7 protein-coding genes and 1 pseudogene are annotated in these 13,629 nt (G+C 57.6%); 7 read left to right on the forward strand and 1 reads right to left on the reverse strand.

What is annotated here, in order from left to right; genetic code table 11:
- Positions 1-260 precede the first annotated feature (260 nt).
- The 7 genes from BMH52_RS07590 to BMH52_RS07620 all read left to right on the forward strand — a co-directional run bounded on the left by BMH52_RS07590 (position 261) and on the right by BMH52_RS07620 (position 13,136).
- The gene (locus BMH52_RS07590) at positions 261-1,655 is read left to right on the forward strand and encodes a PhoH family protein (RefSeq protein ID WP_003188745.1); all 1,395 of its coding nucleotides are present in this window, start codon (positions 261-263) and stop codon (positions 1,653-1,655) included.
- A 295-nt stretch (positions 1,656-1,950) separates the two neighbouring features.
- The gene (locus tag BMH52_RS07595; protein ID WP_073843298.1) at positions 1,951-5,679 is read left to right on the forward strand and encodes an autotransporter domain-containing protein; all 3,729 of its coding nucleotides are present in this window, start codon (positions 1,951-1,953) and stop codon (positions 5,677-5,679) included.
- Positions 5,680-5,860: 181 nt separating this feature from the next.
- On the forward strand, positions 5,861-6,334 hold the full coding sequence (moaC, locus tag BMH52_RS07600) for a cyclic pyranopterin monophosphate synthase MoaC (RefSeq protein ID WP_073843300.1): 474 nt from the start codon (positions 5,861-5,863) through the stop codon (positions 6,332-6,334).
- Positions 6,331-6,573: a molybdopterin converting factor subunit 1 gene (gene moaD, locus BMH52_RS07605; RefSeq protein ID WP_073843302.1), complete on the forward strand. Its 243-nt coding sequence runs from the start codon at positions 6,331-6,333 to the stop codon at positions 6,571-6,573. Before moaC ends, moaD begins: the two co-directional genes overlap by 4 nt.
- A 2-nt stretch (positions 6,574-6,575) precedes the next feature.
- On the forward strand, positions 6,576-7,025 hold the full coding sequence (gene moaE, locus BMH52_RS07610) for a molybdopterin synthase catalytic subunit MoaE (RefSeq protein WP_073843304.1): 450 nt from the start codon (positions 6,576-6,578) through the stop codon (positions 7,023-7,025).
- 225 nt (positions 7,026-7,250) lie between these two features.
- Positions 7,251-8,267 carry a hypothetical protein gene (locus BMH52_RS28770; RefSeq protein ID WP_143192517.1) on the forward strand — a complete coding sequence of 339 codons (1,017 nt, stop codon included), beginning with the start codon at positions 7,251-7,253 and terminating at the stop codon, positions 8,265-8,267.
- 42 nt (positions 8,268-8,309) lie between these two features.
- Positions 8,310-13,136 (forward strand): RHS repeat domain-containing protein, encoded by a 4,827-nt coding sequence (locus BMH52_RS07620; protein WP_073843308.1) that lies wholly within the window; start codon positions 8,310-8,312, stop codon positions 13,134-13,136.
- Positions 13,137-13,234: 98 nt separating this feature from the next.
- Here BMH52_RS07620 and BMH52_RS07625 read toward each other — a convergent pair.
- A pseudogene (locus BMH52_RS07625) lies at positions 13,235-13,483 on the reverse strand (ATP-dependent RNA helicase RhlB); the annotation flags it as partial.
- Positions 13,484-13,629 lie beyond the last annotated feature (146 nt).

The raw sequence follows: 13,629 nt of genomic DNA on the forward strand, positions 1-13,629 counted from the left end.
ACGGGGTACATGGCACTCGGCTAGTGCTATTCGTCATCCTGAAAAATAAACTTCAAAAAAACGTCAAAGTGCTTTTTCCTGTCATGGGTTTTGCGGTATTACGAAGTCAGATCGCCGAAACCTGCAGCACAGGTGGCGTCTTCCAAGACTCCTCCTGTGGGCACTGCACTTGACCTTGTTCAAGGTGCAATCGGTGGTCGAATCGAGGCGCAGCACCGCCCAGGTATTGCGTCGAATGGCTCCCACAAAGGTGACCGAGTATGGATGATCATGGACGTAACCCTTCTTCCGACCAGCCAATCCTTTATGTGCTTGATACCAACGTATTGATCCACGATCCAAACGCACTGCTGAACTTCGAAGAACACCACGTCGCCATCCCGATGATCGTGCTTGAGGAGCTCGACAAACTCAAAAGCGGCCACCACAGCGTTGCCGCCGAGTGCCGCCAGGCCATCCGCCTGATCGACAAGACCCTGGGTGAAGCCTCGCCCGAGGACGTTGAAGTCGGCGTACCGATCCAGCGTGGCAAGGGCGGCCCGAAGGGCTTGCTGTCGATCCTGATGAGCAAGCGCAGCGAGCCCAACAGCCTGCTGCCGGAAAACCTGAACGACAACAAAATCATCAACCAATTGATCGACCTGCACGCCCGCGACAAGGACCTGCGCGTGGTGCTGGTGACCAAAGACATCAATATGCGCCTCAAGGCACGAGCGTGTGGGATCGCTGCCGAGGACTACAGTACCGACCAACTGGTCGACGATGTGTCGATGTTGTCCCGTGGTTATCACATGATGACCGGTTCGTTCTGGGACCGTGTGAGCAAGGTCGAAACCCGTCAGGACCACGGCCGCACCTGGCATCAGGTACAGCTGATCGACAACCTGCCGGCCGTGCATATCAATGAGTTTATCGTCGATGAACAGGGCTTCGTGGGCTGGATCAAAGAGATCCAGGTCGACAAGTTGCTGATCCTCGACCTGCATCAGGAACCCCTGTTGCACCAGGAAGCCTGGGGCCTGAAACCGCGTGATATCTACCAGAGCCTGGCGCTGTATGCGCTGCTCGATCCGGACATTCACCTGGTCAACCTGACCGGCGCCGCAGGTTCGGGCAAAACCATCCTGGCCCTGGCCGCCGCCATCGAACAGACCATGGTCACCAAACGCTATCGCCGCATCATCGCCACCCGCAGCGTGCAGGGCCTGGACCAGGAAATCGGCTTTCTGCCCGGTACCGAGGCGGAAAAAATGGAGCCGTGGCTGGGGGCGATTACCGACAACCTCGAAGCCTTGCACATGGATGACGAAAACACCCATGGCAGCGTCGACTACATCCTCAGCAAAGTGCCGTTGCAGTTCAAATCCCTCAACTACATCCGAGGTCGCAGCTTCCAGCAGAGCCTGATTCTGATCGATGAATGCCAGAACCTCACACCGCACCAGATGAAAACCATCATCACCCGTGCCGGCGCCGGTTCCAAAGTGGTGTGCCTGGGCAACCTGGCGCAGATCGACACCCCTTACCTGTCCGCGACCAGCTCCGGGCTGACTTACCTGACGGAACGCTTCAAGGACTTCCCGAACGGCGTGCACATTGCGCTGCAAGGGGTACCGCGTTCGATCCTGGCTGAATACGCCGAGTCCCATCTATAACTACGCTGAACCCGCTGCGAAAAGCCCTGGATTTTTCACGAAATCCGGGGTTTTTGTTATGTGCGACATTTGCCTGCGTTAACGCGTCCTGGGTGCTTGTGGTTTCTGTAATTATTTTGTTACATTTTTTCTGCGGTAAAAACAATAAGAAGACTGCTTGACCCCGTCGGAACGCCACCTCCTTGATTCGACGAACGCTTGGAAAACCTGTCCAGGGTTTTCACCGTGACCCTGCCTATTACAAAAGCCCGAAACACCGCTCATTGATGACGCACATATCCAAAGGGAAAGGAAAATGGACGTAGCAGGTAATGGCTTCACTGTGTCGCAACGCAATCGTACCCCCCGTTTCAAGACCATCCCCCTCACACCCATAGCACTCGGCCTGGCGTTATGGCTGGGCCACGGTTCCATGGCCAGGGCAGACGATAACCCTTACACCCCGCAGGTATTGGAGTCGGCGTTCAGGACAGCCGTCGCCTCATTCGGCCCTGAGACTGCCGTGTACAAAAACCTCAGGTTTGCCTACGCCGATATCGTCGATCTCGCGGCCAAGGATTTCGCCGCCCAGTCCGGCAAGTTCGATTCGGCCCTCAAGCAAAACTACGAGCTACAACCCGAAAACTTGACCATCGGCGCCATGCTCGGCGACACCCGGCGGCCACTGGACTATGCCTCGCGCCTGGATTACTACCGCAGCCGGCTGTTCAGCAACAGCGGCCGTTACACCACCAATATCCTCGACTTTTCCAAAGCCATTATCGCCAACCTGCCGGCCGCCAAGCCTTACACTTACGTCGAGCCGGGCGTTAGCAGCAACCTCAGCGGGCAGTTGAGCGCAGGCCAGTCCTGGGCTGGGGCAACCCGTGACTGGAGCGCCAACGCGCAAACCTGGAAGACCCCGGAAGCCCAGGTCAACTCCGGCCTGGACCGCACCAACGCGTATTACGCCTATGCCCTGGGCATCACTGGCAAGGGGGTCAATGTTGGCGTGCTGGACTCGGGCATCCTCACCGAACACTCCGAGTTCCAGGGCAAGAACGCTCAGGGCCAGGACCGGGTGCAGGCGGTGACCTCCACGGGCGAGTACTACGCCACCCACCCGCGCTACCGCCTTGAAGTGCCCAGCGGCGAGTTCAAGCAGGGCGAACATTTCAGCATCCCAGGGGAATACGACCCCGCGTTCAACGACGGGCATGGCACAGAAATGTCCGGGGTGCTGGCCGCCAACCGCGACGGCACCGGTATGCACGGCATTGCCTTCGACGCCAATCTGTTTGTCGCCAACACCGGCGGCAGCGACAACGACCGCTACCAAGGCTCCAACGACCTCGACTACAACGCATTCATGGCCAGCTACAACGCCCTGGCGGCGAAGAACGTGGCGATCGTCAACCAGAGCTGGGGGCAGAGCTCGCGTAATGACGTGGAGAACCACTTCGGCAACGTCGGCGACAGCGCCGCGCAGAACCTGCGCGACATGACCGCCGCCTATCGCCCGTTCTGGGACAAAGCCCACGCCGGGCAGAAAACCTGGATGGACGCCATGGCCGATGCGGCCCGGCAAAACACGTTCATCCAGATCATCTCTGCGGGCAACGACAGCCACGGTGCCAACCCGGACACCAATGCGAACCTGCCGTTTTTCAAGCCGGATATCGAAGCTAAGTTCCTCTCCATCACCGGCTACGACGAGACCAGCGCCCAGGTCTACAACCGTTGCGGTACCTCCAAGTGGTGGTGCGTGATGGGCGTGTCGGGCATCCCGTCCGCCGGTCCCGAGGGCGAAATTATCCCGAATGCCAACGGCACCTCGGCCGCCGCGCCGAGCGTTTCCGGAGCCCTGGCGTTGGTGATGCAGCGCTTCCCCTATATGACGCCCAGCCAGGCGCGGGACGTGTTGCTGACCACCTCCAGCCTGCAGGCGCCGGATGGCCCGGACACGCCGGTTGGCGAGCTGACCGGAGGCCGCACCTATGACAACCTGCAACCGGTGCATGATGCCGCGCCGGGTGCCCCACAAGTACCAGGTGTGGTCAGTGGCTGGGGCTTGCCCAACCTGCAAAAAGCTATGCAAGGGCCGGGGCAGTTCCTCGGTGCGGTAGCAGTGGCGTTGCCCAGCGGTACCCGCGATATCTGGGCCAACCCGATTTCCGATGAGGCCATTCGCGCCCGTCGCGTAGAAGACGCTGCCGAACAGGCGACCTGGGCCGCCACCAAGCAGCAAAAAGGCTGGCTCGATGGCCTGCCCGCCAATGCCTCGGCCGACGATCAGTTTGAATACGACATGGGTCATGCCCGGGAGCAGGCAACACTCACCCGCGGCCAGGACGTGCTCACCGGCAGCACCTACGTCGGTAGCCTGGTCAAGTCCGGGGATGGCGAGTTGGTGCTGGAAGGCCAGAACAGCTATTCGGGCAGTACTTGGGTGCGCGGAGGCAAATTGTCGGTGGACGGCGCATTGACCTCTGCCGTGACGGTAGATAGCAGCGCCGTAGGCACGCGCAATGCCGATAACGGCGTGATGACCACACTGGGCGGCACCCTGGCCGGCAACGGCACGGTGGGCGCCTTGACCGTCAACAACGGTGGGCGAGTGGCCCCGGGGCATTCGATTGGCACACTGCGCACCGGCGATGTCACGTTCAACCCGGGTTCGGTGTATGCCGTCGAAGTCGGGGCCGATGGCCGCAGCGACCAGTTGCAGAGCAGCGGGGTGGCGACCCTCAATGGCGGTGTGGTGAACGTGTCCCTGGAGAACAGCCCCAACCTGTTGACCGCCACCGAGGCGCGCAGCTTGCTGGGCCAGCAGTTCAATATCCTCAGTGCCAGCCAAGGTATCCAGGGGCAGTTTGCAGCGTTTGCCCCCAACTACCTGTTCATTGGCACTGCGCTCAACTATCAACCGAACCAATTGACCCTGGCGATAGCCCGCAACCAGACCACCTTCGCCAGTGTCGCGCAAACCCGCAATGAGCGAGCGGTGGCGACGGTGGCCGAGACATTGGGCGCTGGCAGCCCGGTCTACGAAAGCCTGTTGGCGTCGGATTCCGCCGCCCAGGCGCGGCAGGGCTTCAAGCAACTTTCAGGGCAATTGCATTCGGACGTGGCCGCAGCGCAAATGGCTGACAGCCGCTACCTGCGTGAAGCGGTCAACGCTCGCCTGCAACAGGCGCAGGCACTGGACTCCAGCGCGCAGATCGACAGCCGTGACAACGGCGGTTGGGTACAGCTACTCGGTGGACGCAACAACGTCAGTGGTGACAACAACGCCAGCGGCTACTCCTCGTCCACCAGCGGCGTACTGCTGGGCCTGGACACCGAGGTGAACGACGGCTGGCGTCTGGGGGCGGCGACCGGTTACACCCAAAGCCACCTTAACGGCCAGTCGGCGTCGGCCGACAGCGACAACTATCACCTGTCGGTCTACGGCGGCAAACGCTTCGAGGCGATTGCCCTGCGCCTGGGCGGTGCCAGCACCTGGCACCGTCTGGACACTTCGCGTCGGGTGGCCTATGCCAATCAGTCGGACCATGCCAAAGCCGACTACAACGCGCGCACCGACCAAGTGTTTGCCGAGATCGGCTACACCCAATGGCGCGTGCTTGAACCCTTCGCCAACCTCACGTATCTGAACTATCAAAGCGACTCGTTCAAGGAAAAAGGCGGTGCTGCAGCCTTGCATGCCAGCCAGCAAAGCCAGGACGCGACGCTCTCCACCCTGGGCGTGCGTGGCCATACTCAGTTGCCACTCACGTCCACCTCGGCGGTGACCCTGCGCGGTGAGCTGGGGTGGGAGCACCAGTTTGGTGACATCGATCGTGAAGCTTCTCTGAAGTTTGCCGGTAGTGACACGGCCTTCGCCGTCAACAGCGTGCCTGTGGCGAGGGATGGCGCGGTGATCAAAGCCAGTGCGGAAATGGCCCTGACCCAGGACACCTTGGTGTCGTTGAACTACAGTGGCTTGCTCTCCAACCGAGGGAACAATAACGGCATCAATGCCGGGTTTACTTTCCGGTTCTAACCTTGAATGTAGGAGCGAGCTTGCTCGCGAAAAACGCCAACGATAACGCGTGCACCCTGGGTAAACGCGGCGCCTGAGAGTTTTTCGCGAGCAAGCTCGCTCCTACAGGGGGGGATAAACAGCCCTGCGCAAATTTTGACCCACAGGTTTACAATCCCTGCTCCTGATCAGGAGTATCCCTGTGCTGACTCATCTCGATTCCCAAGGTCGCGCCCATATGGTCGACGTCACCGACAAAGCCGTGACGTTCCGTGAAGCGGTGGCGCAAGCGCGGGTGCGCATGCTGCCCGACACCCTGCAAATGATTGTCGACGGCGCCCACCCCAAGGGCGACGTGTTTGCCGTGGCCCGCATTGCCGGGATCCAGGCGGCGAAAAAAACCAGTGACTTGATCCCCCTGTGCCACCCGTTGATGCTCACCGGCGTCAAGGTCGAGTTGAGTGCCGACGGTGCAGACGCGGTTCTTATCGTGGCGCGCTGCAAACTCTCCGGCCAGACCGGCGTGGAGATGGAGGCCCTCACCGCCGCCAGCGTCGCCGCGCTGACGATCTACGACATGTGCAAGGCGGTGGATCGCGGCATGACCATTGAGAGTATTCGCCTGCTGGAAAAGCTGGGCGGTAAAGGCGGGCATTTCAAGGCGGATGAACAATGAGTATCAACGTACTGTTTTTTGCGCGCTACGCCGAAGCGGTGGGCTTTGATTCGCTGGAGATGGAAGGTGAATTTTCCACCGTCGACGCTGTGCGCCTCGCGCTGGCCTCAGACCCGGAATTCGCCGTGCTCAACGAAGCGAGCCTGATGTGTGCGCGCAACGAAGAGCTGTGCAGCCTCGACGAGCCGGTACAAGCCGGTGATGAAGTTGCCTTCTTCCCACCCGTGACCGGAGGCTGAGCATGGCCATTCGTGTGCAGGTCGAAGCCTTTGATCCGGGTGCCGAAGTCAACGCCATGCACGCGGCCAACGTGGGCGTGGGCGCGGTGGTGAGCTTTGTCGGTTATGTACGCGACTTCAACGATGGGCGCGACGTGTCGGGGATGTTCCTGGAACACTACCCCGGCATGACGGAAAAGGCCCTGGCCAAGATCGCTGTGGAAGCCGAGCAGCGCTGGCCGTTGCTCAAGCTGGAGGTGCTGCATCGTATTGGCGCGCTGGAGCCGGGCGAGCCAATTGTGTTTGTCGGCGCGGCCAGTGCGCATCGCCAGGCGGCGTTTGATGCCTGTGCGTTTGTGATGGATTACCTGAAGACGCAGGCGCCGTTTTGGAAGAAGGAAAATACACCGGAGGGGCCGCGGTGGGTGGAGAGGCGAGAGTCGGATCATTTAGCTGCGAAGCGGTGGATATAAAATACGATGTTTTGAAGGCGCTCGGCATGCCTTGCCATAAACGGGTTAAATAAGGTTTGTAAAAGCATTTTTTAAGTTCGTTTTTCTATTAAAAAACCCCCGCTACTGTCAATTGTGACAGTAGCGGGGGCTTTTTTTTGGGTGTTAACTGGCTGCAACCACATCGGCTTTTCAGTGAGACTCAAAGGTTGATGTAACTATTAATATACACGTCGGAGTAAGAATATGGCCGCTGGAGATATTAGTTTAAAACGGTTTGATATTGAACTTCCGAGTGGCCAGTTGGTGACCCGTGAACTTTACGCCAATGGGCGGCATCAATGTCGTGTAAGTTTGTTGGTTGTCAAAATTGTTGAAGATGAGCGCGGAATTTGGGTTGAAACGCCCTTAACCGAAGTCGAACGCGCAAGTGCTACCGTCACCCAGTTTGGTTCGCCCAATCAACCGTTACCGCCGGGTTGGTACTGTGATACTGAGAAAAATAAATTTGACGCTGGCCTTTGGCGTGTTGCGGATCTAGGCGAGCAATGTACCCAAGCGTCTGAACCTGTCGAACTTGTGCCTGAAGCTACTGTTGTCGAATTGATACCTCGGTATATGCGTGCTGCTACCAGCGTTCGTGATGACCCTGTAAGGTTTATGGGGCGTATTACTTTAGGTGGTAAGGTGTTTACGACCAACGGCAGCGCTGGGGGGACGATTTTTTATACCTATGTGGATATTTTTCCCATGCTTGCGATTCGCCTGTTGGTACGCGACCTGACTGAGTATCAAGACTTGAATGCCTTCAGTGGAGAAGTTGCCAACAACAAAATTGATATTGATGTCTATTACTGGATGCCGCCGTCTGGTTTGCGGTTCATCGAAAACAAAGGGTTGGATAACCCGGTACCAGTCACGCTTGAAGGTATGTATTTTCAAACATCGTTTATTTATAACTTTAGTGGTGGTAATCGGAAAAAAGGTGGGATTGTTTGGAAAAAAGACGCGCTGGGGTTGCAGTTGCGAGTGGATGATGTTCAACGGCCTGCCGGGGATAATCCCTTTATTGAATTCAATCGTTACGCAACGATCATGCGGGCGATACGGTACTCCGGCTGGATTGACAGCCCTAATAGCGAGCGCATGAGTCCGTGGAGGTTACTGGATAACTTCGGTTGCGAGCATGTATTTCGGATTGCCCATGGCGACAACAGAAATTTGTTGAGATTAGTGGACGTTGGTTTTGAGGAACTGGATTGATACCGCTAAGGCGACTATTCGAAGGCAGAGGGCAATACCGCCATGAATATTTATTCCAATGCATTTAACTTCAGTACCCACCTCAATGGGGTAGTCGACCCGCGCACCGGGCAATACACCGCTCGTGTCAACCTGGGCACCTTCTATCCACAAGGACCGTTGGAGATCAGCCGCAATATTGCGCTGTCCTTCTCGATGTTGAGTTCCGATCAATCAGGGAACTATGGCGCCGGATGGAGTCTGAGCAATACCGAGCTCGACTTGGCAACTTCATCACTCACGCTCATAACAGGTGAGCGTTATCAGATCCAGAGTCTACCGTCCGTCGGTGGCACGCTGGTGATTAAGGATTGCAAACTTAAAGACGTGGTGGTCAAGCGCATCGCCGAGTCGGAACTGCATGTCATCTACAAAGAGGGTACGGTCGAAATACTGGGACGCCCTATCAATCCCGGGCCTTTCAAAATTATGGCGATCGCATTTGAAAACGGAGAGCGTTGGAACTTTCGTTATCTTGATGGTGGGCCACTGAAACACATTCTTGACCAAAATGGGCAAGAGATGCTTGTGCTGACTTACATTGATGGTTTGCTCGTTATGGCTGATGCGCGGATTGAGGGGGGACGTTATGCGCGTACTCGAATAAATTATGGTAATGCCAACAATCAACTGGTGAGCGTCACGGTGCCGTATGACAGCACACAGGTTCCGCCAGGCACGGCGTCCTTCAATTTTATCTATCGCCAGCCGTTTCGCAATGGGCTGATTGCGATCACTGAAGTTGAATCACCCATGGGGGGTACCGAGCTAATCAGTTATGAAGAGAATGGTCACCCTTATGCAGCTGGTCAGTTCATCCCGCGCGTGGCAGGTTGGCGGCGGACGCCGGGTGCGGGTCAGCCTCCTATAGGTAGTGTCTACAGCTATAGTCCAACGCATAACTTCACGGGCTATTATTCTGGAAGCGTTTATCGACCTGGCGAGGACAATTTGTATCTGGTGGTCGGGGACTACGATTATTGGACCGACGAAACCTTGATCGACACCAGCAACAATGACGCCGTTCTCTGTGTTACGCGCACTACCTATAACAAATTTCATCTGTTGAGCGAGGAGCGGGTGACGCGCGAAGGTACGCGAGTCATTACGACATACGATTATAACGTTGAGCCCGGAAAACTGTTCCCAGACCAGCCAGCCAACCTGCAACTTCCTCGGCAGATCACCAATCGTTTCGAGCTGGTTGCAGACGGCAGCACGCGTGAAGAAGTACAAGTGTTGGAAACAGATGAGTACGGTAACGTTCTTAGCCGCACCGAGTCTTCCGGGGTTCGCATCGAGTACAGCTATTATCCGGTCGCAGGTGAAAGCGGCAAATGCCCAGCCGATCCCCATGGGTTGTTTCAGCGTTACTTGAAGCACGAGCGCCTGATCCCCGTAGGAGGCACTCCTACAGACCGACTTACCGAGTACACCCACACGCGTGTACCCAAAACCGGCACGCATTACCTTGTCTTGCAAGCGTCCAGTAATCAGGCCGGAGTGTTCCACACGGAACAAACATACTTTGATGCCCCCGTGGAGTTGCTAGGCCGGGTGAAAAATACGTCCAACACGATTGATGGGCTGTCGTTGGTCAGCGAATTCAGTTATGCCATGGCGGGAGACAACGTCAGTGAAACCCGGCGTATGCAGGGCCGCGAAGGGCAATGGCTCGAATCCACACGCACACTCTCCCGAACCAATCGACGCCTGCTCTCGATGACAAGGGATGGTGGCAGCACGCTTGCTTTGACGTTCGATGCCAGTGGCCGTTTGACGGCGGAAACGGTTTCCCCCGGTAAACCCCAACAAGCCGCGCACCGCTATGCCTATCATTTTGCAACGCAAGCAAAGCGTGCCCATCTGATTTCCACCGACGCCCAGGATAATCAGGTCATCACCTACTTCGATGGCCTCGGACGGCAGGTGTCCGAAGCCCAAATATTGGGCGAGGAGCAGGAGCGCGTCACCCGGACCTGGCGCTATGACGCACAGGGGCGAACCGTTGCAGTGGTCAATACCGACTACCTACCTGACGGGGTGCGTTCGCTGACAAGCACGTATGCCTACAACCCTTGGGGCAACGCCAGCCGCGTGACGCATACCGATGGCCGTGTGCTGATCGATGAGTACGATCCGTTGCTTAATCTCAAGATCGAGGGGGTAGAGGGCGCAGAGCGCTTGAAGACTTATTTCAATGAGCATAACCAGCCGATCCTGGTGGAGCGTCTCGATACGAGCGACAACAGTGTCAAAGTGGAGTCGCGCACATACGACGGACTGGGTCGATGCGTGTCGGTAGTGGACGTCAACAGCAACCTGACCGAGTTCACCTATGATGCCTTCGACCGCCAAGTGACGGTCCATCAAAAGCCGGTCGATGGCACCCCACACCGTTTGCGCCAAATGGACTACGCTCCCGGCACCAGCTGTGCGTCAGTCACCGCACTGACGGTTGAAGGCAAACTGTTGGGCGCCCGTACTTATGACAGCCTGGGGCGCATCACCAGCCAGGCGCACGGCGCGAGGCGAGCCACGACTTGGGAGTACGAGGCAGGTTGGATGGAACCTGTCGCAATGGTCTCGCCTCGAGGCGCACGGCAACGCCTGACTTACGACAAGGAATTGGATGTGCCAACCCGGATAGAAATGACCGGGTTGCCGGAGAGTACCTATCAACATGATCCCGTTGGAGGGGCTGTCACGCGTTCGGAGACCAATGGGCTGATTCATGAGTTTTTCCAAGACGTGAATGGCCATCCCGATAAGGAAATTCAAACTGCAGCCGGCACGACAGTGACCACACTTTTTGGCTATTCTCCTGGCGGGCGTCTGCTGCATCAAACGGCTGCCGATGGTCAGCGTAGTGAGCTGGAGTACGACGCCCAGGGGCGGTTTTCCAGGATGATCACCGGCGCTATGGTGATTGAGCAAAGCTACGACAGCCTAAGTCGACCGCAGAACCTGACCACTGGTTATGACAGCACGCAGATAGTCACCAAAATGTCTTATGACGCTCTGGGAAGGGAGGCCGAGCGGCGTTTTGAGCAGAACGGTACGCTGCTTCAGGTAATGACCAGTACCTATCACGTCAATAATATGCTGGCGACCCGCTTCCTGCGCGACGCGAGTTCACGAGTGGTGATCGCAGAGACGTTCACCTACGATGCCTACCTGCGGCTCAAGACCTACCGCTGTGAAGGCCTCGAGCGCCCTCAGGATCAAATGGGGCGCGGTATCGCCGGGCAGGACTTCAGCTTTGACAATCTCAATAACATTACCCGGGTTGTCACCTCCTTTGCTGACGGCACCCAAGACATCTGCGCCCGTTATTTCAGCGGTCTGGATCCCACTCAACTGACGCGCCTGACCCATACACTTCCGGCGCAGGATGTCACGCTGACATATGACGCATCGGGCAATCTGTTGATTGGCCCTTCCGGCCAGGTCTACACGTATAACGAATTTGAACTGCTGACCGGTGTACGGATCGCTGGTGTCCAATACAGCTACCAGTACGACGCAGAATCCCGCCAGGTAATCGCTTCACGCAATAGTGAGGTGCCGGTGATGCTGGCATATGCAGGCGAGCGTCTTGAAACCTTGGTTGAAGGTGATAAGAAAATCCGCTATTTCAGCAGTGAAGACCAAGTGGTGGCGCGCAGTGGTGGTGTGGACGGGCCGCAATTGCATGCCAACGATGCCTCTGGCAGCGTGCGTGGTATTTCTGCGCCGGGCCAGGCTCATGTGCGGCGGCACTACACACCTTATGGCGACGCCAAGCTTGCCCTGGATGATGGCAAAGCCCGCAGCCTGGCTGACCTGCAAATGCCAGCGTTCAATGCTCAGCGGCTGGACGCGGCGACGAACCTCTACGTGCTCGGCAACGGCATGCGCGTCTATGATCCTGCCCTGATGATGTTTCTGCAGCCTGATCCCCTGAGTCCATTTGATGAGGGCGGAATCAACAGCTACGCGTATTGTGCAGGTAACCCGATCAACCTGATCGACCCTAGCGGGCTATGGCCGAACTGGTTGAAATGGGCGCTGACCGGGGCGGCTTTGGTCGCCTCGATAGTGGCGTTGGGGTTTGCGGCTCCCGCAGTGGCAGCGGCGGCTACGGCGTACACGGCTGCGGCGTCTGCGGCGGCCGTGGCTGCAACCGCGACAACCGCAGCCACAGCCACAGCGTCTGCGATGGCTCTGGCCTCCAAGGTAGCCTTAGTGACTGCCTCGACGTTGGGCGTCGTGGGTGGAACATTGAGCACCGCCGCATTGGGTATCGCCGAGGTCGACAAAAAAATGGGCTGGGACCGCTCACACCATATCCAAAATCTCGGGTGGGCGGCTTTAGGGTTCTCTATCGCATCATGGGTAGCCAGCGTCGCGGGGGCTTATACGTCAGCAAGCTTGGCCTTCAATGCCGCCGTGAAAGCCGGGGCAGCCAAGGATTTTGTCAAGTACGCCAGCTTTTTTGACACCCCGGTGGGCAGTGGCCTTGCCGCGGCCGGCAAACGCATGGTGGGCCTGACCTATAAGTTTACAGATAAATGGGGGGTCACCCCTTACAGCCAAGCGTTTGGTGTCACCCGTTTTGCCTTGAGAACTACCAATTTTGGTCGGGCGATCGAGGCCAGGATCAAGAGCGCGTCGCCTTCACCTGTTCCTGAGTCCGACCAATCCGGATCTACTGCGTCGGCTCAGCCTCAGCCTCAGCGGCCAGCGGCCGGCAGCCGGTTTGCCGACTTGCCCGCCAGTGGCGCTGATTACTATCAGGCATTCAGAGATGAGGCGACGCGTATCCGCCAGCCTATGCTGCGGGGCTGATACAGGCGTGGGTATGAACGCTTGAGCGCTTGATGCAAACGAATGTGGGAGGGGGCAAGTCGCCTAGCCCCTTCCACATGTTTTACTGCATTTGGGCGCTACGGCCGCTTGCGCTCCACCGCCCGCAACAAATGCGTCGGCGGCGTCTCACAACTGATCTTGCGCCCCAACAACGCCTCGATGGACGGCAACTGGTACGAGTCATCCTCGCCCGCAAAGCTGATCGACACACCCGCAGCCCCCGCCCGCACGGTAAGACCAATACGGTGTACATAATCGTACGGGACTTCCGACAGGCTGAAATTCATCCCTTGGCTGATGCACTCGATGTGAATACCAAGACCGGACAAGTCGGAGGATACCCGCCCGAATACCTAGCAATAACTGACGAATACCAGGGACAGTATCAGCATTTGCGGCGGACGCTGTCACGACAGTTGAGCTCAGTTTGCCGGATCGCGCACCTGTCCATGTCACTCTCGCACTAATCTTA

Origin of the sequence: Pseudomonas sp. BTN1, assembly GCF_001907715.1 — a bacterium.
Lineage (GTDB): Bacteria > Pseudomonadota > Gammaproteobacteria > Pseudomonadales > Pseudomonadaceae > Aquipseudomonas > Aquipseudomonas paracarnis.

Excerpts from the sequence above, each read along its gene's own strand:
- BMH52_RS07590 (WP_003188745.1), top strand. The coding sequence starts at position 261 with ATGGATGATCATGGACGTAACCCTTCTTCCGACCAGCCAATCCTTTAT.
- BMH52_RS07595 (WP_073843298.1), top strand. The coding sequence starts at position 1,951 with ATGGACGTAGCAGGTAATGGCTTCACTGTGTCGCAACGCAATCGTACC.
- moaD (WP_073843302.1), top strand. The coding sequence starts at position 6,331 with ATGAGTATCAACGTACTGTTTTTTGCGCGCTACGCCGAAGCGGTGGGC.
- moaE (WP_073843304.1), top strand. The coding sequence starts at position 6,576 with ATGGCCATTCGTGTGCAGGTCGAAGCCTTTGATCCGGGTGCCGAAGTC.
- BMH52_RS28770 (WP_143192517.1), top strand. The coding sequence starts at position 7,251 with ATGGCCGCTGGAGATATTAGTTTAAAACGGTTTGATATTGAACTTCCG.
- BMH52_RS07620 (WP_073843308.1), top strand. The coding sequence starts at position 8,310 with ATGAATATTTATTCCAATGCATTTAACTTCAGTACCCACCTCAATGGG.